23 protein-coding genes are annotated in these 26,211 nt (G+C 73.4%); 2 read left to right on the top strand and 21 right to left on the bottom strand.

The annotated features are described in order from the left end of the window. Positions 1-139 precede the first annotated feature (139 nt). The 13 genes from rplS to K2F47_RS04590 all read right to left on the bottom strand — a co-directional run bounded on the left by rplS (position 140) and on the right by K2F47_RS04590 (position 13,650). Positions 140-490 carry a 50S ribosomal protein L19 gene (gene rplS, locus K2F47_RS04650; protein ID WP_067461562.1) on the bottom strand — a complete coding sequence of 117 codons (351 nt, stop codon included), beginning with the start codon at positions 488-490 and terminating at the stop codon, positions 140-142. 120 nt (positions 491-610) lie between these two features. Continuing rightward, entirely contained in the window at positions 611-1,393 is a 783-nt protein-coding gene (gene trmD / locus K2F47_RS04645) for a tRNA (guanosine(37)-N1)-methyltransferase TrmD (protein ID WP_242901416.1), read from the bottom strand. After that, entirely contained in the window at positions 1,390-1,902 is a 513-nt protein-coding gene (rimM, locus tag K2F47_RS04640; RefSeq protein WP_242901414.1) for a ribosome maturation factor RimM, read from the bottom strand. Before rimM ends, trmD begins: the two co-directional genes overlap by 4 nt. A gap of 1,319 nt (positions 1,903-3,221) precedes the next feature. Continuing rightward, positions 3,222-3,464: an RNA-binding protein gene (locus K2F47_RS04635; RefSeq protein WP_021598307.1), complete on the bottom strand. Its 243-nt coding sequence runs from the start codon at positions 3,462-3,464 to the stop codon at positions 3,222-3,224. 1 nt (position 3,465) lies between these two features. Then, entirely contained in the window at positions 3,466-3,915 is a 450-nt protein-coding gene (gene rpsP / locus K2F47_RS04630; RefSeq protein WP_242901412.1) for a 30S ribosomal protein S16, read from the bottom strand. Positions 3,916-4,144: 229 nt separating this feature from the next. Continuing rightward, positions 4,145-5,728: a signal recognition particle protein gene (ffh, locus tag K2F47_RS04625; protein ID WP_242901410.1), complete on the bottom strand. Its 1,584-nt coding sequence runs from the start codon at positions 5,726-5,728 to the stop codon at positions 4,145-4,147. 101 nt (positions 5,729-5,829) lie between these two features. After that, positions 5,830-8,127, bottom strand: coding sequence for a [protein-PII] uridylyltransferase (locus tag K2F47_RS04620; RefSeq protein ID WP_242901408.1), 2,298 nt, complete (start codon positions 8,125-8,127; stop codon positions 5,830-5,832). Continuing rightward, entirely contained in the window at positions 8,127-8,465 is a 339-nt protein-coding gene (locus tag K2F47_RS04615) for a P-II family nitrogen regulator (protein ID WP_242901406.1), read from the bottom strand. Before K2F47_RS04615 ends, K2F47_RS04620 begins: the two co-directional genes overlap by 1 nt. Next, the gene (locus K2F47_RS04610) at positions 8,462-9,814 is read right to left on the bottom strand and encodes an ammonium transporter (RefSeq protein WP_242901404.1); all 1,353 of its coding nucleotides are present in this window, start codon (positions 9,812-9,814) and stop codon (positions 8,462-8,464) included. Before K2F47_RS04610 ends, K2F47_RS04615 begins: the two co-directional genes overlap by 4 nt. A 221-nt stretch (positions 9,815-10,035) precedes the next feature. Beyond that, positions 10,036-11,190, bottom strand: coding sequence for a signal recognition particle-docking protein FtsY (gene ftsY, locus K2F47_RS04605; protein WP_242901402.1), 1,155 nt, complete (start codon positions 11,188-11,190; stop codon positions 10,036-10,038). Between the two features lie 178 nt (positions 11,191-11,368). Next, positions 11,369-12,079, bottom strand: coding sequence for a DivIVA domain-containing protein (locus tag K2F47_RS04600; RefSeq protein WP_242901398.1), 711 nt, complete (start codon positions 12,077-12,079; stop codon positions 11,369-11,371). 5 nt (positions 12,080-12,084) lie between these two features. After that, the gene (locus K2F47_RS41240; RefSeq protein ID WP_242901397.1) at positions 12,085-13,236 is read right to left on the bottom strand and encodes a globin domain-containing protein; all 1,152 of its coding nucleotides are present in this window, start codon (positions 13,234-13,236) and stop codon (positions 12,085-12,087) included. A 6-nt stretch (positions 13,237-13,242) separates the two neighbouring features. Continuing rightward, positions 13,243-13,650 (bottom strand): globin domain-containing protein, encoded by a 408-nt coding sequence (locus K2F47_RS04590; RefSeq protein WP_242901395.1) that lies wholly within the window; start codon positions 13,648-13,650, stop codon positions 13,243-13,245. Between the two features lie 841 nt (positions 13,651-14,491). On the opposite strand from K2F47_RS04590, the gene K2F47_RS04585 reads away from it, so the two are divergent. Next, positions 14,492-15,016: a hypothetical protein gene (locus K2F47_RS04585; protein WP_242901393.1), complete on the top strand. Its 525-nt coding sequence runs from the start codon at positions 14,492-14,494 to the stop codon at positions 15,014-15,016. A gap of 124 nt (positions 15,017-15,140) precedes the next feature. On the opposite strand, the gene K2F47_RS04580 is transcribed toward K2F47_RS04585, so the two are convergent. The 3 genes from K2F47_RS04580 to K2F47_RS04570 form a co-directional block, all read right to left on the bottom strand. After that, positions 15,141-16,088 carry a glycoside hydrolase family 16 protein gene (locus K2F47_RS04580; protein ID WP_242901391.1) on the bottom strand — a complete coding sequence of 316 codons (948 nt, stop codon included), beginning with the start codon at positions 16,086-16,088 and terminating at the stop codon, positions 15,141-15,143. Between the two features lie 160 nt (positions 16,089-16,248). After that, positions 16,249-16,926: a response regulator transcription factor gene (locus K2F47_RS04575; RefSeq protein ID WP_242901390.1), complete on the bottom strand. Its 678-nt coding sequence runs from the start codon at positions 16,924-16,926 to the stop codon at positions 16,249-16,251. A gap of 2 nt (positions 16,927-16,928) precedes the next feature. Beyond that, complete coding sequence (locus tag K2F47_RS04570) at positions 16,929-18,194, bottom strand: sensor histidine kinase (RefSeq protein WP_242901389.1); 1,266 nt, start codon at positions 18,192-18,194, stop codon at positions 16,929-16,931. Between the two features lie 214 nt (positions 18,195-18,408). Between K2F47_RS04570 and K2F47_RS04565 the strand changes: the two genes are divergently transcribed. Beyond that, a complete protein-coding gene (locus K2F47_RS04565) occupies positions 18,409-19,560 on the top strand; it encodes a hypothetical protein (RefSeq protein ID WP_242901387.1) in 1,152 nt (383 codons plus the stop codon). Between the two features lie 28 nt (positions 19,561-19,588). On the opposite strand, the gene smc is transcribed toward K2F47_RS04565, so the two are convergent. The 5 genes from smc to rnc form a co-directional block, all read right to left on the bottom strand. Next, positions 19,589-23,257 (bottom strand): chromosome segregation protein SMC, encoded by a 3,669-nt coding sequence (gene smc, locus K2F47_RS04560; RefSeq protein WP_242901386.1) that lies wholly within the window; start codon positions 23,255-23,257, stop codon positions 19,589-19,591. A gap of 400 nt (positions 23,258-23,657) precedes the next feature. Next, a complete protein-coding gene (locus K2F47_RS04555; RefSeq protein WP_242901384.1) occupies positions 23,658-23,855 on the bottom strand; it encodes a hypothetical protein in 198 nt (65 codons plus the stop codon). A gap of 178 nt (positions 23,856-24,033) precedes the next feature. After that, positions 24,034-24,390 carry an acylphosphatase gene (locus tag K2F47_RS04550; RefSeq protein ID WP_242901382.1) on the bottom strand — a complete coding sequence of 119 codons (357 nt, stop codon included), beginning with the start codon at positions 24,388-24,390 and terminating at the stop codon, positions 24,034-24,036. Between the two features lie 47 nt (positions 24,391-24,437). Further along, on the bottom strand, positions 24,438-25,373 hold the full coding sequence (gene mutM / locus K2F47_RS04545; RefSeq protein ID WP_242901381.1) for a bifunctional DNA-formamidopyrimidine glycosylase/DNA-(apurinic or apyrimidinic site) lyase: 936 nt from the start codon (positions 25,371-25,373) through the stop codon (positions 24,438-24,440). Then, positions 25,366-26,178: a ribonuclease III gene (gene rnc / locus K2F47_RS04540; RefSeq protein ID WP_242902563.1), complete on the bottom strand. Its 813-nt coding sequence runs from the start codon at positions 26,176-26,178 to the stop codon at positions 25,366-25,368. Before rnc ends, mutM begins: the two co-directional genes overlap by 8 nt. Positions 26,179-26,211: the final 33 nt, after the last annotated feature.

Below are 26,211 nucleotides of genomic sequence, written 5' to 3'. Positions count from 1 at the left end.
GAGCGAAAGCCTAGCGGCGCCGGGGCCCGGGAGCCCCACCCCTTGGCGTGTCGCCGGGACAGTGCCGTTCATCTTCGTCCGAAACGGGCAACGCCCCGGTGACCGCTCGCGGTTCCCGGGGCGTTGAGGCGGCCATGGCTCAGAAGTCGCGCTTCTCCTTGATGCGGGCGGCCTTCCCGCGAAGGTTGCGCAGGTAGTACAGCTTGGCGCGGCGGACGTCGCCGCGGGTGACGACCTCGATCTTGTCGATCGAGGGGCTGTTGAGCGGGAAGGTCCGCTCGACGCCGACGCTGTAGCTGACCTTGCGGACGGTGAAGGTCTCGCGGGCGCCGCCGCCCTGCCGCCGGATCACCACGCCCTGGAAGACCTGGATACGGCTCCGGTTGCCTTCAGTGACGCGGACGTGCACCTTCAGCGTGTCGCCCGGACGGAAGTCCGGGACGTCGGCGCGCATCGCGGCCTTCTCGATCTCCTGGATCAGCGTGTGCATCGCAGCGGTTCCTCATGGTCGAACGCGGGCGCCGAGAGGCCCCGATGGGTCTTTCGTGGGGGCGTCGCGCCGCGGGAAGCGGTCTTCGGGTGCCCGTGCGCTCTCATGGGCACGGACGCTCTAGTCTGCCACACCATCGGCGTCAACCGGAAAACCGGCCTCGCGCAGGACGTCCCGATCACGATCGTCGAGCGCCCGGGGGTCCAGGCGTGAGAGGAGCTCGGGCCGGTTCTGCGCGGTGCGGCGCAGGGCCTCGTCGCGGCGCCACCGGGCGATCGCGCCATGATGTCCCGACAGCAGGACGTCTGGGACGGGGCGGTCTCGCCAGATCGGCGGTTTCGTGTAGACGGGGCCTTCCAGGAGCGACTCCATGGCGCCGGGGGCGAAGGAGTCGTCGGTGACGGAGTCGGCGTTGCCGAGGACGCCCGGCAGGAGCCTCCCGATGGCCTCGACCATGACCAGGACGGCGACCTCTCCCCCCGCCAGGACGAAGTCGCCGAGGCTGACCTCGTCCACGGTCATGCGGGTGCGGGTCTCCTCGACGACGCGGGAGTCGATGCCCTCGTACCGCCCGCAGGCGAAGAGCAGCCAGGGTTCGGCGGCGTACTCGACCGCCAGGGCTTGGGTGAAGGGGCGTCCGCTGGGCGTGGGGACGATCATCCGGGGCGCCGGGCCGGGTGGCGCGATGGAGTCAATTGCCTCACCCCAAGGTTCCGGCTTCATGACCATCCCGGGCCCCCCGCCGTACGGGGTGTCGTCGACGGTGCGGTGCCGGTCGTGGGTCCAGTCGCGCAGGTCGTGGACGTGGACGTCCAGGAGCCCGTTCCGCCGGGCCTTGCCGAGGAGCGAGACGTCCAGGGGCGCGAAGTACTCGGGGAAGATCGTGAGGATGTCGAGTTTCATGATTCGTCGAGCAGGCCGGGGGGCGGGTTGATGACGAGCCGCCCGCCCGCGACGTCCACCTCCGGGACGAGCGCGGACACGAACGGGACCAGCTTCTCGCCTGCGGCGCCACGCACGACCAGGAGGTCCTGGCCGTGGTGGAGGACCTCGGCGACCTGGCCGATTCCGGTCCCGTCGACGGTGACGACGGCGAGCCCGATCAGTTCCTGGTCGTGGAAGTCGTCGGGGTCGGAGGACGGCGCGATGTCGTCCTGCTCGACGACGAGCCAGGTGCCGCGCAGGTCTTCGGCGCGGTCGCGGTCGTCGACTCCGGCGAAGCGCAGGAGCAGCCGTCCCGAGTGCCAGCGGGCGCGCTCGATGGTGAGGGGCCCGGCGTCGGCGGGGTCGGTGGCGATCTCCGTGCCCGCCGCGAACCGGGTGTCGGGCTCGTCGGTGCGGACATCGATGGTGAGCTCGCCACGGACGCCGTGCGGGCGTCCGATCCGTCCCACCACGATCTTCTCGTTCATCCGGACCGCTCCATCCTTTCCCGCCGCACGCTGCGCCCCCTACACACCCCGCCAGCACCGACGGGGGTCGTGTGGATCGGCGGGCGCGCACCGTCCACGCGAGTGGGGTGAGAGCCCGTCGCGCCCGGGCATGGGGTATGCGCCGAGATAGGGCGGGCGGCAGCGGCCGACCGGCGGATTCGCGTTACGGCAGGCGAGGTCAAGCGGGGGCACGCAGGCCACAGCGTCCGCAAGGCGCGGTAGGACGGCGGGCGCCCTGCGATAACGCCTCGCCGGAGGGCCTGCCGAGGTGAGACGTGTTCGAGGGCGATCCCTGGCATGGCGGGACGTCCTTCGGTGCGTGACGCGATCATCCGTATCCCGGCGCGAGAGGTGAGCGCCCGCCGCGGAGCACGCAGTTGGACAGGGCGCATGGGGGCGTCAGGCCGAAGGGTCGCCGTGGTGTGTTCACCGGTGCGTGCGGACGAGGCGACGGCACACGGCAGGGAGTGCGTCGCAGTGACACGAGGCGAGTGAGGACGCGTGGCGGCGTCCGAACGCAGAGTGCGAGGCGAGCGCTGCCCTGCGGTGGCACGCAGCGGGAACGGGCGTCCAGGGAAATGCGGCGTAATGCTCCGCCTCTCTGGGCGAGTGCTCCGCATCCCTGGGATAGGGGCGGGTCCGAAGCGTGCGAGGTGCTGTTGTGGCAGCCAAGGGAGGGCGTGGGACGTGCACGCACAACCGGCAGCGTGCGGGCCAATGCTCCGCAGCTCGGAGTTGGGAGCGAGGAGCCGATGCGCGGCGCGTGGGTGTAGCGCCACAGCAAGGGCGCTAGGCGCATGGGCGGGCCGAGGGGGTTGCGCCGTGATACTCCGCGTTTCGGCGTCAGTGGGAGCCTGATGGGGGGTATACGACTGTGGCTTCGAGGCAAGGGCGCAGGTCAGGGAGGTGGGCCCGGCGGCGTATATCCCGGTGCTTCGTGGTTCGCCAGCAGGGGCGAGGGACTTCTGCACGGCCTGTGGCATGGGGAGCCGGGCGCGGGACGCCGCGGCCTGTGCAGGGGCGATCGCGGCGGCCTGTGCAGGGGCGATCAGGGAGCGGTCCCGATGCGGGACGACGTAGGCCGGCGGCGTGGTCCCGGCCAGGGCTCGGGGCACAGGAAAGCGTCGAGCGGCAGGTGAAGGGGGGCTCTGCGGCTCGGTGGCAGGGGCTGACAGCCCACGCGCGGTGCATGGTGGCACGGGAAAGGCGGGGGTGGGCGTGCTTGGGTCAGAAGGGTCCCCGGAGGTGGGGAAACGGGTGCCGAGCAGCCCCCGGCATGCGTGATGCCAGGGGCCCACTCAGCGGACCTCGTTGACGTCGAGCAGGTCCACGCGCACGTAGCGGCCTCCGGAGAGGGCGCTGATCACCGTGCGGAGGGCCTTGGCGGTACGACCGCTTCGGCCGATGACCTTGCCGAGGTCCTCGGGGTGCACGCGCACCTCCAGGACCCGGCCGCCCCTGATCCGGCGGGCGCGGACCCGGACGTCGTCCGGGTTCTCCACGATCCCGCGGACCAGGTGCTCGAGCGCTTCTTCGAGCACGTCAGCCCTCGCTCTTGACTTCGGTTGTCTCGGTGGCCTTGGCCTCGGACTTCTTCGGCTCGGCCTTCTTCTTGGCCCGGGTGGCGGGGCCCGCGGGCTCGTCGTCGCCGAGCGACTCCTTGACCGCGGCCTCGAAGACGGCCTTCTTGTCGGCCTTGGGCTCGGCGACGCGCAGGGTGCCCTCGGCGCCCGGCTCGCCCTTGAACTTCTGCCAGTCACCGGTGATCTTCAGCAGGTTCAGGACGGGCTCGGTCGGCTGCGCGCCGACGCCGAGCCAGTACTGCGCGCGCTCAGAGTCGATCTTGATGAGCGACGGCTCCTGCTTGGGCTGGTAGAGCCCGATCTCCTCGATGGCACGGCCGTCGCGCTTGGTGCGCGCGTCGGCCACGACGATCCGGTACTGCGGGTTCCGGATCTTCCCCAGACGCTTGAGCTTGATCTTGACTGCCACGGGTGTGGTGTACTCCAGACTTCATGACGAGGTGAGCGGCCCGTACCAGGTGGGGAACACCGGCTCACGGCCGCCCGATGGACTCCGGACGCGCAGGACGAGAGAGGGCGCCTGGCGATTCCGGGGTTTCCAGCCAGCCATTCTGCCAGACGAACGGCGTGAACGCGCAATCGTGGCGTGACACGCGGCGTTTCCTCTGCGCGCACGGCCGGTCGCCTGCCGTGGCGGGCTACTTCTTCTTGCGGCCCTGGAGCTTGCCCAGGTCGGGCATCTGGAAGCCGGGCGGCAGCTGACCGCCGAGGCCGGGGGGCAGGGCGCCCGGGCCACCGCCAGGGCCGCCGCCCAGGCCGGGCGGGAGTCCCTTCGGCGCGGCGTCGGCGGCGGGCTGCTCCTCGGTCTGCCGTCCGGCGGCGCGCTTGCGGGGGTCGCCGCTGCGCTGCTTGCCCTTCTTCTTCTTGGGGGCCTTGGCCGCCTTGCGCCGCCCGCCGCCGGGCATGCCGGGGATGCCCATGCCCCCGGCCATCTGGCGCATCATCTTCTGCGCGTCGAAGAACCGGGTGACCAGGCTGCTCACCTCGCCGACGCTGACGCCGGAGCCGCGGGCGATGCGGGCCCGCCGAGAGCCGTTGATGATCTTGGGCTGGGAGCGCTCCTGCGGGGTCATCGAGCGGATGATCGCGGCGACCCGGTCGAGGTCCTTGTCGTCGATCTGGCTGATCTGGTCCCGGACCTGGCCCATGCCGGGCATCATCCCGAGCAGGTTGCCGATGGGCCCGAGCTTGCGGATCATCATCATCTGCTCGAGGAAGTCCTCCAGGGTGAAGTCCTCACCCGAGGCGAACTTGCTCGTCATCTTCTCGGCCTGCTCGGCGTCGAACGCCTGCTCGGCCTGCTCGATCAGGGTGAGGATGTCGCCCATGTCGAGGATGCGGCCCGCCATGCGGTCCGGGTGGAAGACGCTGAAGTCCTCCAGTTTCTCGCCGGTCGAGGCGAACATGATCGGACGGCCGGTGACGTGCCGCACCGAGAGCGCCGCGCCGCCGCGGGCGTCGCCGTCGAGCTTGGTGAGGACGACCCCGTCGAAGCCGACGCCGTCCATGAACGCCTGGGCGGTGTTGACCGCGTCCTGACCGACCATGGCGTCGACGACAAACAGCACGTCGTCGGGACTGACGGCGTCGCGGATGTCGATCGCCTGCTGCATCATCTCCGTGTCGATGCCGAGGCGGCCCGCGGTGTCGATGACGACGACGTCGTGCTGGGCGTGCCTGGCCTGCTCGATGGAGCGGCGCGCGACGTCCACCGGGTCGCCGACGCCGCTGCCGGGCTCGGGCGCGAACACCGGCACCCCGGCGCGCTCGCCGACCACCTGCAACTGCTGGACGGCGTTCGGACGCTGGAGGTCGGCCGCCACGAGCATCGGCGCGTGGCCCTCGGCCTTCAGCCACCGGGCCAGCTTGCCCGCCAGCGTCGTCTTGCCGGCGCCCTGGAGGCCCGCGAGCATGATCACGGTGGGCGGGTTCTTGGCGAAGCGGATCCGGCGGGTCTCGCCGCCGAGGATGTTGATCAGCTCGTCATTGACGATCTTGACGACCTGCTGGGCGGGGTTCAGGGCCTGCGAGACCTCCTCGCCCCGCGCCCGCTCCTTGACCCGCGCGATGAAGTCCTTGACCACGGGCAGCGCGACGTCGGCCTCAAGCAGCGCGACGCGGATCTCGCGGGCCGTCGCGTTGATGTCGGCCTCGGAGAGCCGGCCCTTGCTGCGCAGCGACGAGAAGACCGTCGTCAACCGGTCGGAGAGCGTCTCGAACACGTGTCTGGACCGTCCTTGGAAAGCTTCTGGGATCGCCTATCAGCGTATCGGGTACCTGGGCGCCTCCCGCCCCGTCGCGGCTTCCGTCTTTGACGCCGCGTTCAGTGGAGCGCTTCGAGGACGCGCGCGCGGACCGACGACAGTTCCGCGGGGTCGGTGAGCGGGCGGCCCGCCGCGTCCACGACATAGAAGACGTCGACGGCCTCGGCGCCGTGGGTGTCGACGCGTGCGGCGCGGACGTCCAGCCCGCAGGCGCCGAGGGCCCGGCCGATCCGCCACAGCAGCCCAGGGCGGTCGTGGGCACGGACCTCGACGACCGTGGCGGTCGCGGACGCGTCGTCCAGCACCCGCACTCTGGGCGGCGCGACGGCCACGCCCGGCCGGACGCGCACCGCGCGCTCGCGCCGTTCGAGCCGCGCCGCCACGTCCAACCGGTCGGCGAGCATCCGGCGCAGGTCCGCCTCCAACGTGGCGGGGTCCGGCGGCCTTCCGTATTCGGGGACGGCCGTGAAGTCCAGGACAGCGGTCCCGCCGCCCCCCGCGGTCGCGGCGTATCCAGCGCTCCCGAACACCCCGGGGCCCCCGGCGGCCTCGGTGGTTTCGGAGGCTACGCGGGCTGTGCGGACGGCCAGGCGGTGCAGGGCGAGGATTCCGGAGGCGCGCCAGAGCAGGCCGGGACGGTCAGAAGCGGCGATCGTCACGCGGGAACCGACGACCCGTACGGCCGCGCCGTCGTGCCGGGCGAGCGCAAGGTGCTCGCGGGCGGGCGCGGGCGGCGTCCCGCCGGACAGCGCGGCCCTGACCCGGCGGGCCAGGTCGGCGACGAGCCCGGCCTTCCAGGTTCCCCAGGCGGCGGGTCCGGTGGCGTTCCCGTCGGCGATCGCGAGGGCGGCCAGGATGTCGAGGACGTCGCGCTCGCGGCCCGGCACGGCGGACACGGCGTCCACCACGGTCCGCACGGTGACCGGGTCGTCGATGTCGCGGCGCGTCGCGGTCTCGGGGAGGAGCAGGTGCCGCCGGACGACCGTCTCCAGGACGGCGACGTCGTCCCCGGAGAAGCCCATCCGCGAAGCGATGTCCCGGGCGAGGACGGCACCGGCGACCGAGTGGTCACCGGGGCGGCCCTTGCCGATGTCGTGCAGCAGCGCGCCGACGAGCAGCAGGTCGGGACGGGCGACCTCGCGGGTGAGGGCGGCGGCCCCGGCGGCGGTCTCCACCAGGTGCCGGTCCACGGTGAAGCGGTGGACGGGGTCGCGCTGCGGCCGGTTCCGGACCCGCTCCCACTCCGGCAGCAGCCGGACGACCAGCCCCGCCTGGTCGAGCGCCTCCCACACCGCGATCGCCGCGGGCCCGGCGCCCAGCAGCGACACCAACGCGTCCCGGGCCTCGGGCGGCCACGGCCCCGGCGGCAGGACGGCCCGGTCCGCCAGCCGCGCCACGGTGGCGGGCGCGAGCGGCAGCCCGGCCTGCGCGGCCGCGGCGGCCACCCGCAGGATCAGGGCGGGGTCCCCGAGGTCGGCGCCGCGCGCGAGGACCACCTCTCCCCCGTGCTCGACCGCCCCGTCCCCGACCGGCCGCCGGACGACGCCCCGCCCGGCGCCCTCCGGTGGGACGCTGCGGCGGGGCACGTGCCGCCACAGGTGGTCGGCGGCGTAGGCGATGGTGCGTGCGGCCTCGGCGGTGGCGCGGAGGAGGGCGTCGGCGTCCGGCATGCCGAGGGCGTGGGCGACGGCGTCCTGTTCCTGGAAGACGAGGCGGTCGGTGGAGCGGCCGGTGACCTCGTGCAGGACGTGACGGACGTCCAGCAGCAGGTCGTAGGCATTCTTCACCCCCGCGTCGGACGGCGGGGCGGACCATGACGCGGCCGCCGCCCACATGGCGTGGACGTCGCGCAGCCCGCCACGTGCCTCCTTCAGGTCGGGCTCCAGGAGGAACGCCAGCTCGCCATGCGTCTTCCACCGCTCGCGGCACAGGACGGAAAGTTCCGGCAGCCGAACCGGAGCATGGGCGCGCCAGTCGGCGAGGACGGCGGCGCGCAGCTCGCTCGTCAGGCCGGGATCGCCCGCGAGATGGCGCGCGGAGATCAATCCGAGCGCCGCCTTCAGGTCGGCGCGGGCGACGGAACGGGCCTCGGCCGGGGTGCGGACGGAGTGGTCCAGGCGGAGGCCGGAGTCCCAGACGGGATACCAGACGCGGTCGGCGACCTCGGCGATGTCCGGCCGTCCGTGGTGGAGGAGGACGAGGTCCAGGTCCCCGCCGGGCGTCAGCTCGCGGCGGGCGTGGCTGCCCACCGCGACCAGCGCGACGCCGGAGGACGCCCCCTCCAGGAGGGGCGCGAGCCACGCGTCCAGGGCGGCGGCGCGGGTCTCCCGCGCCGCCGCCAGCGCGCTCGCGGGCATCAGAGCGCGTCCGGGCCGGTCTCGCCGGTGCGGACGCGGACGGCGGTGTCGACCGGGACGGCCCAGACCTTGCCGTCGCCGATCTTCCCGGTGCGGGCCGCCTTGACGATCACGTCGATGATGTCGTCGGCGTCGGCGGCGTCCACGAGCACCTCGACGCGCAGCTTGGGGACGAGGTCCACCTTGTACTCGGCGCCGCGGTAGACCTCGGTGTGGCCCTTCTGGCGGCCGTACCCGCTGGCCTCGCTGACCGTCATGCCCTCGACCCCGAAGGCCTCCAGGGCGGCCCTGACCTCGTCCAGCTTGAACGGCTTGATGACGGCGGTGATCAGCTTCACGCGTCGGCCTCCACCTTCTTCTCGTCGGTCCGCCGGGCGGGCTTCTCGGCCCGCTGGGCACCGGCGCCGAGGAGCGGGGCGCGGGTCGCGCCGCCGCCCGCGGGCGCCAGGTCGTAGGCCGTCTCCGCGTGGGTCGTGATGTCGACGCCGGTCGCCTCGTCCTCCTCGGCGAGCCGGAACCCGATCGTCTTGTCGATGGCCTTGCCGAGGAGCCAGGCCATGCCGAACGAGTACACCCCGACGACGGCGGGCCCGAGCGCCTGGAGGCCGAGCTGGTGGAGGCCGCCCCCGTAGAGCAGGCCCTTGTGCTGGCCGGGCAGCGCCGGGTAGGCGGCGAGCAGGCCGAGCGACAGCGCGCCGATCGCGCCGCCGACGAGGTGGACGCCGACGACGTCGAGCGAGTCGTCGAAGCCGAGCCGGTACTTCAGCCCGACGGCGTAGGCGCAGGCGACCCCGGCGACCGCGCCCAGCACGACGGACGCCCACGGGTCGACGAACCCGGCGGCCGGGGTGACCGCGACGAGCCCGGCGACCGCGCCGGACGCGACGCCCAGCGTGGTCGCGTGGCCGTCGCGGAACCGCTCCACCAGCAGCCAGGCGCCCGCGGCGACGGCGGCGGCGACCTGGGTGTTCATGAACGCGAGGCCGGTCGTGCCGTCCACGGCCAGCTCGGATCCGGCGTTGAAGCCGAACCAGCCGAACCACAGCAGGCCCACCCCGAGCAGGACGAACGGGAGGTTGTGCGGGCGCATCGGCTCCTTCGGCCAGCCGCGCCGCCGTCCGAGGACGAGCGCCAGCGCGAGCCCGGCGGCACCCGCGTTGACGTGCACGACCGTGCCGCCCGCGAAGTCCTCGATGCCGAGGTCGTTGAGCCAGCCGGTCCCCCACACCCAGTGCGCGACCGGGAAGTAGACGAGCGTCGCCCAGGCGACGGTGAAGACCGTCCAGGCGCCGAACCTGGCGCGGTCGGCGACGGCGCCGCTGATGAGCGCGACCGTGATGATGGCGAAGGTCAGCTGGAACGCCGAGAACACCATCGTCGGGACGTTGTCGCTCTGGTCCGGCAGGAGCCCTTCGGAGACCTGCGTCGCGACGCCCTTCAGCCCGACCGCGCCGAATCCCCCGGCGAATCCGTCGACGAAGGAACCGTCGGTGAACGCGATCGAGTACCCGTAGAGGACCCAGAGGACGGTCACGGTGACGATGCTCCCGAAGGACATCATCATCATGTTGAGGACGCTCTTGGCCCGCGTCATGCCCCCGTAGAAGAAGGCGAGGCCGGGCGTCATGAGCAGCACCATCGCCGTGGCCGTGAGCAGCCAGGCGGTCGCGCCTGTGTCGATCTTCATCGCGGGTGGTGCCCTCCTCGGCCGGAAATCCGTGAATGCCCAGCAGATTCCCGCGCGGCCGTTTCACCCGGACGGCTCCCGTGTTTCGTATTTGTGAAACAGCACCCCGCGATGTTTCGACGGTGTTTCGAGGCGATCACCTCCGGTGACCACCCCCGGTGAACCCCGCACATGCGAGCGCCCCGCGACCGGCGAGCGGTCACGGGGCGCGGCCTAGAAGGTCAGTCGCCGAGGATCGCGTCCACGAACGCCTCGGGCTCGAACGGGGCCAGGTCGTCGGGGCCCTCGCCCAGGCCGACCAGCTTCACCGGGACGCCCAGCTCCCGCTGCACCTGGACGACGATGCCGCCCTTGGCGGTGCCGTCCAGCTTGGTCAGCACGACGCCGGTGATGTTGACGACCTCGGCGAACACGCGGGCCTGCTGCATGCCGTTCTGCCCCGTGGTCGCGTCGAGGACGAGCAGCACCTCGTCGACCTCGGCCTGCTTCTCCACGACGCGCTTGACCTTGCCCAGCTCGTCCATCAGGCCGGTCTTGGTGTGCAGCCGCCCGGCGGTGTCGACGATGACCGTGTCGACCTTGCTCTCGATCCCCTGCCGGACGGCGTCGAAGGCGACGCTGGCGGGGTCGGTGCCCTCGTCCTTGCGGACGACCTGCGCGCCCACCCGCGAGCCCCAGGTCTCCAGCTGCTCGGCGGCGGCGGCGCGGAAGGTGTCGGCGGCGCCGAGCAGGACGGTGCGCCCGTCGCCGACCAGGACCCGCGCGAGCTTGCCGCAGGTGGTGGTCTTGCCGGTGCCGTTGACGCCGACGACCATGACGACGGCCGGGCGGTTGCCGTGCGGCTCGGTGGCCAGCGAGCGGTCGAGGTCGGCGCCGATCTGCTTGACCAGTTCGTCCTTGAGGAGCGCGCGGACCTCGGCGGGGTCGCGGGTGCCGAGCACCTGCACGCGGGTGCGCAGATCGTCGGTGACCTGGCGGGCGACGGCGGCGCCCATGTCCGCGGTGATCAGCGTGTCCTCCAGCTCCTCCCACGCGTCGTCGTCGAGCGTCTCGCGCGACAGGAGGCCGAGGAGGGTCTTGCCGAAGGCGTTCTGCGAGCGGGCGAGCCGCGCCCGCAGCCGGACGAGGCGTCCGGCGCCCGGCGGCGGCTGCTCGATCTCGACGGCCGGCGGCGCGGCCTCGGTGGGCGGCGCGCGTTCGATGGTCGGCGCGGTGGCCTCCGCCTCGTCGACGGCGGTCGCACCCCCGCCGCCGCCGCGCGTGGGCCCCGGCTCGACCGGCGGCCGCTGCGCCCGGCGGCCCGGCCGCAGGAACACGGCGCCGCCGACGACCAGGGCGACGGCGACCAGCCCCGCGATGACGATCAAGTACTCCATAGCGCCCCCTGTCTACTCGCAGCGCCCTCGGCGCCGGGCGGTTGAGCGCCCTCCTGTGGCGGGCGCTGCGGCGATCACCGGCGTCGCACGCGATCGCGACACTATCGCGACGCCCCGGGTCCTCGTCCCGCGAGGCAACGGCGCGCCCGTACCCGCCCCCTCCCAGGGACGTTGCGGTTCAGGAATGGGGCGGGGGGTGGGGGATGGACGAGCGTTCGGAGCTCTCCCATTCGTCCACGTTCCGCAGGAGGGCCTCCAGGTAGGAGCGGAGGTGGGTGCGGTAGACGTCGCTGTAGGTGCGCAGGTAGGCGATCTCCTGTTCCATGCGGCGGCGTTCCTCGTCCGGGAGCCGGGACGGCGCGGGGGCGCCCGCGCCCGCGAGGACGGGGGTGCCGGGCGCGTCGGACGGGACGGGGGCGGGCGGGTTCGAGCGGACCGCCGCGGCGGCGACCTCGGCGGCCCGGCGGTGGGCGTCCTCCAGGAGGTGCTCGGCGCGCCCCTTGGCGTCGGACAGGATCGCCTCGCGATGCAGCCGGGCCTCGTGCGCCAGCTCGCGGGTGTAGCGCTCGGCGTCGGCGACGTAGAGGTCGGCGGTCTGCTGCGCCTGCGACAGGATGCGGACGGCCTGGAAGTGCGCGTCCTCGGGCGCCATCACCCCGGGCCCGCCCTTGGCGAGCTGGGCGCGCAACCGGTCCACCTCGTCCGCGAGCGAGGACTTGTCGTTGAGGATCTGGACGAGTTCCCGCTCCACGTATTGCAGGAAGGCGCGGACCTCGTCCTCGTCGTAGCCGCGGCGGCCGAGGGCGGCCCGCGCGAACACCACCGCCTGGAGCTCGCCCGGCGTCAGCCGGGAGCCGTCGGGCACGACGGGAAGGTTCGGGGAGTTCATCGTGCTCACCTCTGGGCGTCTGCGTAGGTTTCCAGCCGGACGCGCGCGCGGTCGACGCCGAGCCGCGTGAGGCGCTCGACGGTCCGCCCCACCATCTCGGGCGAGCCGCACACGTAGGCGTCGTGGGCGTCCCAGGGGCCGCGCCGGGCCACGACGTCGGGGAGGTTCCCGTACTCCACGTCGCCGTCCCCGGACTGGAGCAGCGCGGAGAAGCCGTGCCCGGCGGACTCGTCCGACACCGCGGGCACGACCGTGAGCCAGGGATGCTCGTTGGCGAGCTTGGTCAGGTCCTCCAGGTCGTAGAGGCCGTCGCGGTCGCGGGCGCCGAAGAACAGGTGCACGCGCGGCGGGACGGGGCGCCGCGCGAGCTGTTCGAGGATCGCCTTGAGCGGTGCCAGCCCGGTGCTGCCCGCGATGAGCAGGACGTCCCGCGGGGACGACTCGTCCAGCGTGAGGGTGCCGATGGGGGCGCCCATCCGGATCCGGTCGCCGGTCTGGACGGAGCGGACCAGGACGGTGCTGACCGGCCCGCCGTCCACCAGCCGGACGTGGAAGTCCACGGTGTTGTCGGGGCGCGGCGCGTTCGCCATCGAGTAGTAGCGCCAGTGCCGCAGCCGCGCGGGGACCTCCACGGCGACCGACTGGCCGGGCACGTAGGGCAGCGGCCGGTCCGGCTGGACGCGCAGGACGGCGATGTCGAAGCGCCGCCGCTCGACGCCGACGACCAGCCCGTTCCACCAGGCGGGGCTGTTCAGCGCGTCCTCGTCGGCGGCCTCCAGCATGACCTTGGCGATCAGGCCGTAGGCGGCGGTCCAGTCCGCTGCCAGCTCCTCGCTCCAGTCCGCCCCGGAGAACTGCCGGAGGGTGGCGACGAGGCTGGCGCCGACCTGCGGGTAGTGCTCGGCGACGATCCCGAACCGGCGGTGGTCGCGGCCGAGCTGCTGCACGAACGGCAGCAGGTTCGGCAGGTCGTCCACCTGGGAGACGATGTGCCCGAGGGCGCGCAGCAGCTTGTCGCGCTGGCCGCTCATGCCGACGGGGAACATGTCGCGCAGGTGCGGGTTGCGGACGAACAGGTCGGCGTAGAAGAACAGGGCGACGGCGTCGCCCTGCTCGGCGACGCGGGCGAAGCTCGCCTTGAGGCGCTGGGGGTCCACGGGCGCTCAGGCGACGGGCTCGGTCGCGGCCTCGGACATGACCTGGGCGACCACGCCGTAGGCGGCCTGCCAGTCGCGCTCCAGGTCCTCGTCCCAGTCGGGTCCGCTGAAGAACGCCAGCGTGGCGATCAGGCTCGCGCCGACCTGCGGATAGTGCTCATGCTGGACGCCGAAGCCCCGGTGCCGCCGCCCGAGCTCCGAAAGGAACGGGACGAGGCCCTGCGGGTCGTCGACCATCGACACGATATGCGACAGCGCGCTCAGCAGTTTCTCGTGCTGCTTTGTCATCGCGGCCGGGAACAACGGTCTGAGCTGCGGTTCCCGGCCGAACAGATCTGCGTAGAAGTATTCGGCGACGTCAATTCCGTTGGCACCGACCTGCTCGAAGTTCTGCTTCAGTCGTTGCGGATCCATAGCACACCTCTCACGTGGTTCTGCGCGCCGGGCGGGGTCGCCGGCACGGAAGGAGAGCCTGAGAACCACGGTGCACATGCGTAGTGGATCGCATGATCACGCACAAGCCCGCGACCGTCGCCGAGTAATCACGTTGAGTGCATCCGAATCAGGGCGGCCTGCGACGTTGCCGGGATGCCGGAATCGACATTTCCCGGCCGCTGTTTCGCCGCTTCGACGCCGGAACGGTCCCGGCGGACGGGCACCGGAACGGTCCTTGTGCGCGGGCCCCGGAACCCCGGCGCGAGAGGGCCACCGGGGCCGCCCCGACCGGGGGCCGGCCCGGTGCCTGCCCCCGGCCGGAGGCACCGGGCCGGGCCCGGCCGCGCCGTCGGCGGGTGCCCGGAAAGCGTGGCGACCCGCCGTCCCCTCGGCCCGGACGACCGGTGTTCCCGTGCGCCGGTGATCCCCGTCCCCCCAGCGGCGCGCGCCGGCACGGCGAACCGTCCCGCGATCCGTCTACTCATTCGCGAGTTTCCCCTGGAAGGACGCGTTTTCCGTCCGCCCTCGGTTCCGAACGCTACAGATCCGCAATTGGCTCCCGTAGGGCCCTAGGACCCCATCCGGGCGAATGGGGGACCCTACCGGCGGAATGCCGTTCGGACGGGTCGCCGCGCCCACTCCGATAGGGTGCGCGACGTCCTCCGTCCGGACGCGGCCCGGCGCCTTTTCGGCCCTGGTCAACCACCCCGAAGGACGTTAATCTTCGCAAGGCCGCCTGATCATGCCGTGTCGAATCGTGTACGCGGCGTTGGTCGGGTCTCGAAGCGCGTGCGGAAACCCCGCCTGAGGAAGGCTAGCCATGGCACATCCATCTCTGGTCCGCTCCATCCGCGTCGCGCCCCCGGTGACACTGCTGGTGGTGGCACTGCTCGCGGCGGCCTGCGGCGGTGACGACTCCGACAAGGCCGAGAAGGTGTACACGCCCCCGCCCACGCCGAAGGCCACGCCCACGGCGGCGGCGCCCGACCCGGCCTCGGGCGAGGGCATCGAGGGGGCGCGGGCCGCGTTGCAGGCGTTCCTGCGCGGGCAGGCGGCGGGCGACGAGGCCGTCTGCCGCTACGTCGCGCCGGACAGCCCGTTCTTCAAGGGCCCACCGATCGGCGGCGACTGCGCGATCGGGGTCAAGAACATGCCGCACGTGCTGCGGCCGCAGGAGCGCCAGGCGCTGCGGACCGTCGTCGTGACCGGCGGACGGCTCAAGGGCGAGGAGGCCGTCATCCCGTTCTCCGCGCTGCACTGGACGGCCGGCAGCATGACCGAGAAGACGCTCCAGGCGAGGTTCACCCTGCGGCGCGACGAGGAGAACTGGCAGATCTTCCGCTGACGGGACGCCGTGCCTGGGGGCCCACGGCCCCGGGCCTCGGGGACCGATGCGGCCGCCCCCTCGGGGAGGGTCCGAGGGGGCGGTGCTCTCATCCGAGGGGGGTGCTCACTTCCGATGGGGGTGCTCACTTCCTGCCGAGCGAATACATGCGGATCCAGTCGACCTCAAGGGTGGCGGGAGAGGTCCTGTCGACTCCGTGCGCGGTCCGTTTCCGCAGGCTCGGGAACCAGTCGAGCTGAATGGCCTGGCCCATCTTCCCGGGCGGCAGCGCCTTGCGGTTCCCGGTCCTGAACCACGGGCGGCCGTCGATGTAGGCGGTCATGGACGTCGCCGTCCACTCGACGGCGAACGCGTGCCATTTCCGCAGGTCCGTCTTGACCCGCGCGTCCAGGCGGCTGGCGTGCTTCTCCGGCCCGTAGTGGAGAAAGAAGTTGGTGCCCTGGCGCAGGCCGTTGTCGCCGTAGGTCTCCATGTAGTCGATCTCGCCGCCGCCGCCCTGCGGGTCGGTGCCCCCGCCGCCGCCGACCGGCCAGAGCAGCAGGTTGGCGTTGTAGCAGGCGCAGGCGCGGTTCATCCGGACGCGCGCCTCCCAGCGCCCCCGCTTCTGCGCCCCCCGCAGCCAGGCGACGCCGCCGGTGTCGCCGTTCTTCTTCCCGGTGATCCGCAGCGTGCCGTTCCGCACGGTCACCGCGCTCCGCACGCGCCTGCCGAGCCCGCCGTTCCCCTTGCCCTCGTAGACCTCCCAGGCGCGCGGGTCGAGCCGGCGGAAGTCGTCGGACGCGACGGGACGCCCCCACCCGTAGCGCCGCGCGGCGGTGGCCGGCCCGCCGGTCGCGGCGTCCCCGTGCTGCGCTGAGTCCCCGTGCTTCGCGGCGTCCCAGGCGTCCTCGCGGGACCGGGCGTCCGGCTTCGCGACCGTGACGGCCGGGGCCGCGTGCTCCAGCGCCCCGGCGGGCACCGCCGATCGCGCGGGGTCGGCCGTCCCGCCCTGGAGGGCCGCCGCCGCGGACACCGCGGCCGCCATTATCCCGCCGGTGAGCAGCGCCATTCTGTTCTGGTTCAAAAAATGCATGGGGGCCTCCAGAAGAGGGAGATTCACGGCGGCCCGGAGGAAAAAGGACCGGCCTTGCCTCAGTTCCTTCGACCGGAACGCTACGGAGCGGGAACAGGCGGCCGTAGGGCCCTAGGGCCCTACTCGGGGCCGCTCGGGGCCCCAAATGCGGAGGCGCGGATCAGCCCTGCGGAGGCATTCCGAGCCAGGTGACGATGGCCGTCGCCCGGTTCGGCGCCCCGAGCTTCGCGTAAATGCGATTGATATAGTTCTTGACGGTCTTCTCGGTGAGAAATAGCTTGGCCGCGATGTCCTGATTCGCATGACCGCGCACGATGAGGTCCATGACCTGGACCTCGCGGGCCGAAAGGCCGAACCGCGCGCGCCGCTCCGCCGGATCGGCGGCGGGCGCGGCGGCCCGGTCCGTCCGCGCGGCGTCGATGAGCGCGGCGCTGGCCGCGTGCGAGAGGGGGTGGGCCCGGTGCCGCACCGTGTCCCGGATCGCCTCGGCGAGCTCGTCCACCGTGAACGTGTTGTGCACGAGGTAGCCGACCGCGCCGTTGCGGACGGCCGACAGCACCACGTCGGGCTCCTCCACCTGCGTCAGCATGATCACGCGGCTGACGCGGCTCAGCGCGGCGGCGGCGCTGACCCCGTCGGTGCGCGGCATCCGCACGTCCAGCAGGACGACGTCGGGCATCAGCTGCCAGGCCAGCTCCTGCGCCCGCTGCCCGTCCCCGGCCTCGCCGACGACCTCGATGTCGTCGGTCGCCTCCAGCGCGGAGGTGAGCCCGGCCCTGATGAAGGCGTTGTCGTCCACGATCAGGACGCGGTAGCGCCCGGGCGAGCCCTCGTCCATCACTACCTCCCCAACGCGGCCCGCACGGGTTCGGGCCCGCCGCCCGCCGCCGGCATCCGCACCATGATCACGGTCCCGGCGCCCGGCGTCGAGACCACCTCCAGCCGTCCGCCCGCGCGGCGGGCCCGCTCGTGCATGCCGACGAGGCCGTAGTGGCCGTCACGGGCGAGCGCGTCCAGCCAGCCGTCGCCGCCGGGCCGGACCGGCAGGCCGCGGCCGTCGTCGCTAACGCGCACCTCCAGGCCGTCCTCGGCGCCGTCCGCGCCGCCGTCCCGGACGGAGGCCACCGTCAGCTCGACGCGGGACGCGTGCGCGTGCCGGCGGACGTTCTCCAGCGCCTCCCGCACGATCGTGACCAGCTCTTGCCGCGTCCGGAGCGGGAGGTCGGCGCCCGGCTCGGCCTCCACCCGCACCGGGATACCGGCGACGCTCTCCCACTCGGTCGCGAGCTCGGCCACCGCCTCGCCGAGCGGCCGCTGGACGGCGTCGTCGCGCAGCTCGGCGATGAGCGAGCGCGCCTCGCGGGTCGCGACCTGCGCGGCGGTGGCGATGCGCCGCGCCTCGGTCTCGGCGCGCTCGGGCGACCTGCGCACCCAGGCGGGCAGGCCGGTGGCCGACAGCGCGATCCCGGCGAGCGTCGCGGTCAGCGAGTCGTGCATCTCCCTGGCCAGCCTGGAGCGTTCCTCGGCGGCCATCGCCTGCGCCTCCATCCGCCAGCGGGCCTCCTCGGCGGCGGCGTGCTCGTCGAACAGCCGCCGCAGCACCGTGCCGACCAGCGCACCGCTCACGTAGAAGGCGGGCAGCGCGACGAGCAGCGGGAGCGCGGCGGCGGTCTCGTCCGTCCGGCTCTGGTAGAGCGCCGTGTAGTAGAGGGCGGTCTGCTGGAGGCACAGCAGGGCGGTGACCTGCCACCGGTACAGCAGCCCCGCGAGACCGGCGGCGACCACCGTGAGCAGGAAGTACGGGCCGAAGATCCCGCCGACCCGCAGCACCGCGTAGCCGATGAGCACGTCGAAGGCCAGCAGCGCGGGCTGCTCGAACAGCCGCAGCACGACCCGCTCCCAGCCCGCGAGCACCACGCCCGACAGCAGCGCCGCCACCGCCAGCACGCACAGCGCCCACGGGTCGCCCCGCACCTTGTCGTCGGCGAGGACGGTCGCGCCGACGATGAGCACGCGCATCTGCATCAGGAGCACGAACGTGGTGCCGATGCGGGTCTCGACGGAACGCCTCAGGGCCCGCGGGGACGGGTCGCCGGAGCGCGACATCGGGAGGGCCCTCCATCGGACGGACGTGTGACGAGCGTGAGACGGGCGCGAGACCGGCGCCGGGGTTCAGGGCGCCATGAATCACGTCAAGACCAATGAATCAATCCAAGAGACCGCATAGCGAACATTAGCCACTTCGGCCGAGGAGATCGCTACGATGCCCACGAAATCACGCGTCCCCGCCCGCGGAAGGACACCAGTGCCGGTTACCAGGGTGGCCCCCCAGCCGGACAACGCCGGCGGGCCAGTGGAGTTCGTCGCCCTGCTGCGCCGCCTCCAGGAATGGTCCGGCCTGCGCGTTTCCGAGATCGAGGAACGGGTCTGGGCCGCCGGGGTGCTGATCCCCGGCGGGCTGGCCGGTCTGCTCGGGGGCGACGTCCTGCCGTCCCGCGAGATCGTGCTGGCGTTCGTGACCGCATGCGGTCTCGTCCCGGAGGACCGTGAGCGGTGGGTTCGGGCGCATGCGCGCGTCAGCCCCGCGCCCGCGCAGGGCGCGAACCCCGCCACCATCCCCATTCCGATGCGGGGCGTCGATGTGCGGCCGCCCATCGACGAGGGAGACCGGCGCCTCGTCGGCAGGCCCGCGCCGCCCAGGAGGCCGCAGCCCGACGACACCCAGCCCACCGGTGCACGGCACGGCCGCCGCGAGGCGCCCGCGAAGGCGGAGCAGGGGGCGCGGCACCGCAAGACGTCCGGACGCGGCGCCGGGCCGGGCCGCGGCGGCGGGTCGAAGCGGTCGCTGTCGCTGCTGGTCGCGGCGCCCGCGTTCATCACGATCGCGCTGGTGGGGTCGACGCTGCTCGGCGCGTTCGGCGGGGAGTCGCGGCACGAGCGGTCCGGGGAGGCGTCGAGCGCGACGTCCCGGATCCCGCCGCCGCGTCCCGGCTGGTACACGATCATGCCGGTGACCGGCGGCGCGCCCGACGGCCAGTGCCTGTCGATCCTGCCCGACGACCATCTGGAGCCGCGGCTCGCGCGGGACCGGTGCGCCCCCGACGACCGCTACCAGCGCATCGAGGTCGCCGAGGTCACGGGCGGCGCGCCGCTCCTCCGGCTCAGGGCGTGGACGACGCAGGGCCATCTGCGCTGCGTCACGCTCGACACCGTCGACGAGCGGGCCGCGCTGCACATGAAGCCGTGCGGCGACGACCGGCTCCAGCGGTTCCGGCTCGACCCGGCGAAGCGGCAGGCGAAGGCCGGGCAGCTCTACCGGCTCGTGCCGGAGGCGACCCGCGCGAACGGCATGTGCGTGGGCATCGACCTCGGCGCCACCGGCGGCGCGCACGCGATCCAGAGCGCCTGCGGCCGGACGGACGGCGACGGCTTCCTGTTCACGCCGGCCGCCGCGCCCGCCTCGGCGGACTGACCCCGGCGGCGTTCAGGCGAGCCGGTGTTCAGGCGAGCTCGTGCTCGCGGAGGCGCTGGCTGACGACCTGGGTGACGCCGTCGCCGCGCATGCTGACGCCGTAGAGCGCGTCGGCGCCCTCCATGGTGCGCTTCTGGTGGGTGATGACGATGAGCTGCGACGACTCGCGCAGCTCCTCGAACACGGTGATCAGCCGCTGGGTGTTGGTGTCGTCGAGCGCGGCCTCGACCTCGTCCAGCACGTAGAAGGGGGACGGCCGCGCCTTGAACACCGCGACGAGGAAGGCGATCGCCACGAGCGAGCGCTCCCCGCCCGACAGCAGCGACAGCCGCTTGACCTTCTTGCCGGGCGGGCGGGCGGCGACCTCCACGCCGGTCGCGAGCATGTCGCCGGGCTCGGTCAGCGACAGGCTGCCCTCCCCGCCGGGGAACAGCCGCGCGAAGATCCGCTCGAACTCGCGGGCGGTGTCGTCGTAGGCGGCGGCGAACACCTGCTGGACCCGGTCGTCCACCTCCTTGACGAGGCCGAGCAGCTCCCGCTGGGTCTTCTTCAGGTCCTCCAGCTGCGAGGTGAGGAACGCGTGCCGCTCCTCCAGCGCGGCGAACTCCTCCAGCGCGAGCGGGTTGACCTTGCCGAGCTGGTTGAGCTGCCGCTCGGCGACCTTGGCGCGCTTCTCCTGGACCGCCCGCTCGTAGGGCACCGGCTGCGCGTCCTCCCCCTGCTCCGGGTCGGGCGGGACGGGCTGGTCGGGCCCGTACTCGTTGACCAGCGAGTCGACCTCCAGGCCGAACTCCTCCAGCGCGCGCTGTTCGAGCTGCTCCAGGCGCAGCCGCTGCTCGGCGCGGGCGACCTCGTTGCCGTGCACGACGTTCACCAGCCGCTCCAGCGTGCCCGACAGCTCGCGGACCTGGCCGCGCACGACCTTCAGCTCGGCCTCGCGCGCGGCGCGGGCCTGCTCGGCGGCCTCCCGGCGCCGGACGGCGGCGGCCAGCGACAGCTCGACGCGATCCAGCGCCGTCCGCGCGCCCTTCAGCACGGCCTCGGCGACCCGCGCCTGCCGCTCGCGGCGGGCCCGGCGCTGCGCGGCGCGGGCACGTTCCTCGCGCTCGCGGCGGGCACCGCGTTCGAGGGCGTCGGCGCGCCCGGCGATGGCCTGGACGCGCTCCTCGGCCGTGCGGACGGTGAGCCGCGCCTCCATCTCGGCCGCCCGCAGCTCCTGGCAGCGCGCGTTCAGCTCGTCGCGGGCCTGCGTGTCCTCGCCGACCTCGTCGGCGACCTCGGCGGCCTCCTCGGACTCGGCGAGCCGCAGCGCCAGCTCGTCGGCGGCCCGGACGTCCTGCTCCAGGGAGTCGTTCGCCGCGTCCAGCGCCTTGGTCAGCCGCTCGGCCTCGCCCCGCGCCGCGCGGACGTCGGCCTCCAGCCGCGCGGCGCGCTTGGCCTCCTGCGCGGCCTGCGCGTCGAACTCCCGCACCCGCGCGCGGACGCGGTCGAGGTCGGCCTGGGCCTGGTTCACGCCGTTCTGGGCCTGGTTGGCGGCGGCCTGCGCGGCGTCCAGCGCGGCCTGCGCCGCCTGCTCGGACTCCATCGCGGCCGCGAGGCCCTCGGCGGCGGCGACGGCGGCGGTCTCGGCGGCGGCGAGGTCCTCGGTGGCCTCGTCGAGGGTGGCGCGCATCCGCAGCAGGCTCTGCCCGCCGCCCGCGTCGCCGCCCCGCGCCCAGTGCGCGCCGACCAGCTCCCCGTCGCGCGTGACGGCCCGCAGCGACGGCTCGCGCCGGACGAGCGCCACGGCCGCCGGGACGTCATCGACCACGGCGACGTCGCGCAGCAGATACGCGAGTGCGGGGCGGACGGCCTCCGGGACGCCCACCGCGTCGGCCGCGTAGTCGACCCCCGGGACGCGGGCCGCGTCGTGCGCGGGTCCGCCTCCGACGACCAGCCCGGCGCGTCCGGCCTCGCGGGCGCGCAGCAGCGCCAGCGCGGCCTCGGCGGTGTCCAGCGAGCCGACCGCGATGGCCTCGGCGGCGTCGCCGAGCGCGGCGGCGACCGCCGTCTCGTATCCCGGCCGGATGCTCAGCAGCGACGCGACCGTGCCGAGCACCCCGTCGAGCGACCCGTCGGCGCCCGCCGCGAGCAGCGCCTCGCCGCCGTCGGCGGCGCTCGCCAGCGTCAGGTTCAGCGCCTCGATCCGCGCCTGGAGCGCGGTGACCTTCTTCTGCGCGCCCTGGTCGGCCGAGCGCGCCGCGCCGACCGCCGACCGCGCGTCCTTCAGGGCGCCGCGCGGGCCGTCGACGGCGGCGCGGGCCTCCTCGGCGGCGTCCTTGGCGGCGGCCAGCGCCTCCTGCGCCCGCTCGTGCTCGGCGGCGAGCGCCGGGTCCTCGACGACCTCGGCCTCGAACGCCTCGAACTCGCTCCGCGCGGCCTCGGCGCGCTGCCCGGCCTCCTCGCGCGCGTCGGCGAGCCGCCCGATCTCCGAGCGGCCCGCCTGCGCCTTGCTGCGCAGCGCCTCGACCCGGCCGCGCAGCCGGGCCAGCTCCTCGCGGCGGTCGGCGGCGGCGCGCGCGGCGGCCTGGAGCCTGCGCTCCTCCCCCGCGAACGCGTCCTCGGCGCCCGACCGCTCCTCGACGGCCCGCGACAGCCCGTCCTGCGCCTCCTCCAGGGCGGCGCGGAGCATCTCCTCCTGCTCGCGGATCTCGGCGGCCTCGCGCTCCATGTCCTCGGGGTCGCGGCCGCGCCGGTCGTCCTCGCGCGCCTCGGCGGCGTTGCGGTGCCGCTCGGCGGCGAGGTCGGCGACGCCGCGCAGCCGCTCCTTCAGCGCCGAGAGCTGGAACCAGGTGTCCTGGACGCGCGCGAGCTTCGGCGCCTCCTCGGCCTCCTCGGCCTCCAGCACCGCCTCGCGCCGCTGCGCCTCGCCGAGCGCCCGCTCGGTCTCGGTGCGCCGCGTGCGGACGGCCGCCTCGTCGGCGGCCTCCTGCTCCAGCCGGGTCCGTAGCGTGACGAGGTCGTCGGCGAGCAGCCGCAACCGGGCGTCGCGCAGGTCGGCCTGGATGACGGCGGCGCGGCGGGCGATCTCGGCCTGCTTGCCGAGCGGCTTGAGCTGGCGGCGCAGCTCACCGGTGAGGTCCTGGACGCGGGTCAGGTTGCCCTGCATCGCGTCCAGCTTGCGGAGCGCCTTCTCCTTGCGCTTGCGGTGCTTGAGGACGCCCGCGGCCTCCTCGATCACCGCGCGGCGCCCCTCGGGCCCCGAGTGCAGGACGCGGTCGAGCTGCCCCTGCCCGATGATGACGTGCATCTCGCGGCCGATGCCCGAGTCCGACAGGAGCTCCTGGATGTCCAGCAGCCGGCAGGAGTCGCCGTTGATCGCGTACTCGCTCGACCCGGACCGGAACATCAACCGGCTGATCGTGACCTCGGAGTAGTCGATGGGCAGCGCGCCGTCGGAGTTGTCGATCGTCAGCACGACCTCGGCGCGGCCGAGCGGCGCCCGGCTGGCGGTGCCGGCGAAGATGACGTCCTCCATCTTGCCGCCGCGCAGCGACTTCGCGCCCTGCTCCCCCATCACCCACGCCAGCGCGTCGACCACGTTGGACTTGCCCGACCCGTTGGGCCCGACGACGGCGGTGATGCCCGGCTCGAACCGGAGCGTGGTGGAGGACGCGAAGGACTTGAACCCGCGAAGCGTCAGGTTCTTCAGGTACAAGCGCGTCCTCCCTCCTCACGGCGCCCCGGTCGACGGGCAATGTTCCGTTATACCTCGGTCTCCGGGGAGAGCGGGTACAGGACGCGCGGCCGAGGGCAGGATTCGGGGCACGGAGGGTCGCGGGCCCCGGTAGGCCCCAAATACCGACAATTGTCCCAAGGATCTCAGAATCGGACAGGCCGAAATCACACCGAGGTTTGACCGGAGCCTGAAGGTTCGCGCCGCCCGGGAACGGCGACGGGCCGCGACCGAGCCGCGGCAAAGAGCGCGGCTCCGGATTTCCGGGGTCACGTTGTGTGTCCGAGGACGAGAGGGTCCGCCGCCGCGCGACCGCGGCGACGGCAAACAGAAGGGACGCCTTGTCAGGGCGTCCCTGTCCACTTTCGAGAGAAGGCGCCGATCAGGTCAGCGCCGGTTCACGGTCCTTCACCGCAAGCGACATCACGTCGTCGTCCGTCGCCGTCGCCAGCGCGTCGTTCTCCGCCTGGAGCCGTACGAGTTCGGCCTCCAGGTCACGTACGCGCCGTTGAAGACGCCGCATCTCCGCGACCATCCGGGGGTCGGGACCGCCGACGTGGCCGAGTAGAGCCTTCGCCATGACTAAGGGTCCTCCACGCTGAGTAACCAGCAGGGATCGCGCACAAGAAGCAACCGAAGCCGGTGCGCGTATCATCTAGAGTCGCACCGGCCGCGGTCCTGGTCAAGACGCACATCACAGGCCGGTAACAACCTGTCTCCACTAGTTTAGCAGGTACAAACCGGAAATCCCTACCCGATCACCGTTCCTGGAATCCGGCGAGGCCGCCGCGGGCCGCACCCCAGCGCTCGGTCACCCCGCTCACCCGCCCCGGACGGACCGGATGATCCTCCTGCGCGGCGGCCACGGGCGCCGCGTCGGCGGCCACCTCGACGCTCAGGTCGGCCGTGAGCAGGTCCAGGAGCCGCTGGCACGCCTGCCTCGGACCCTCGGCCACGACCTCCACCCGCCCGTCCCGCAGGTTCGTCGCGCTGCCGGCCAGGCCCAGTTCGAGCGCCCGCGCCCGCACCCACCAGCGGAACCCCACGCCCTGCACGCGGCCCCGCACCCAGGCCGTCAGCCGCACGTCCTCGGCGTCGTCGTGTCGCTCGTCCATCGCTCCCCCGGTTGCTGTTCCGCTGCGGTCCCCCGCGTCCCCTCGCGTTAGTACCTTGCCCGGCGGGGACGGGGCTGGCACGTCGGGCAGCTGTAGGACGAGCGGTTCATGAACACGTCCCGGCGGATGGGGGTGCCGCAGCGGCGGCACGGCTCGTCCCGGCGGCCGTAGGCGTCCAGCGACCGCTCGAAGTAGCCGCTGTCGCCGTTCACGTCGACGTAGTGGCTGTCGAACGAGGTGCCGCCGACGGCCAGGGCGGCGCCCATAACCTCCCTGGCGCCCTCCAGGACGCGCGCGGCCTCCGCCCGGGTCAGCGTCTCGGTCGGCCGCGCCCAGTGCAGCCTCGCGCGCCACAGCGCCTCGTCGGCGTAGATGTTGCCGACCCCGCTGATCAGCGACTGGTCGAGCAGCGCCCGCTTGATCCCGGTGCGGCGGCGGCGCAGCGCGCGGTAGAACGCCTCCGGGTCGAAGGCGTCCTCCAGCGGGTCGGCGGCGATGTGCGCGACCGGCTCCGGGACGAGCGCGGGGACCGTGCCATCACCCGTGCCATCGCTATTGCCGTCGCGCTCCTTGAACGCGTCCGGCACGAGGTCGCAGACCATCAGGTGCCCGAACGTCCGCTGGTCGACGAACCGCAGGTCGCGGCCGCCGTCAGTGAACTCCACTCGGACCCGCAGGTGCTTCTCCCGCGCGCGCTCCGGGTCGCCGATGAGCAGCTGCCCGCTCATGCCGAGGTGCGCCAGCAGCGCCTCGCCCGGCTCCTCCCGCGACGAGGCGTCCTGGAGGGGCAGCCACATGTACTTGCCCCGGCGGCGCGGCGTGAGCATCGTGCGGCCGGCGAGGCGTCCGGCGAAGTCGGCCGGGCCCGCCGCGTGCCGGCGCACCGCCCTCGGGTGCAGCACCTCGGCGGACGCGACGGTCCGCCCGGTCGTCCAGCGCTCCAGCCCGCGCCGGACGACCTCGACCTCGGGAAGCTCAGGCACCGGCGAGCCCGGCGGAACGCGAGTTCCCGGACGGCGCATCCCCCGCCGGAGCGGCGGACGCCGCGGCCGGCGGCGTGGCGGCCTGAGCGGACTGGGCGGACTGGGCGGGCTGCTGCTGCCGCGCCTCCGGGTCCCGCTGGACGACGATCTCGCGGATCGCGTTCCAGGCGGCCTCGGCGGCGTGCTGCTCGGCCTCCTTCTTGCTGCGGCCCTCGCCCGCCCCGTAGGTCGTCCCGCCGACCCGGACGGACGCGCGGAACGTCTTCTGGTGGTCGGGCCCGCTCTCGGCGACGTGGTACTCGGGGACGCCGAGCTCCTCGACGGCCGTCAGCTCCTGGAGCGAGGTCTTCCAGTCCAGTCCGGCGCCGAGCCCCGCCGACCGGTCGATCAGCGCGTCGAACAGCCGGTGCACCAGCGCGGACGCCTCGTCCAGGCCGCGGTCGAGGTAGACCGCGCCGATCAGCGCCTCCAGCGTGTCGGCGAGGATCGAGGCCTTGTCCCGGCCGCCGGTGCCCTCCTCGCCCCGGCCGAGCCGGATGTGCGCGCCGACGCCGAGCGCGCGGGCGACGCCCGCGAGCGCGCGCATGTTCACCACGGCGGCGCGCAGCTTGGCGAGCTGCCCCTCAGGCAGGTCGGGATGCCCCCGGAACAGGGTGTCGGTGACGACGAGCCCGAGCACCGAGTCGCCGAGGAACTCCAGGCGCTCGTTGGTCGGCAGGCCGCCGTTCTCGTAGGCGTACGAACGGTGCGTCAGCGCGCGTTCGAGTAGGTCGCCGGTGACCTCGACACCGAGCGCGCGGCTCAGTTCCGCGCGGTCCGGTGTGGGGTCGCTCTTCTT

This window comes from Actinomadura terrae (assembly GCF_022751215.1).
GTDB lineage: Bacteria > Actinomycetota > Actinomycetes > Streptosporangiales > Streptosporangiaceae > Spirillospora > Spirillospora terrae.
This window is presented reverse-complemented; position numbering and strand designations above follow the sequence as displayed.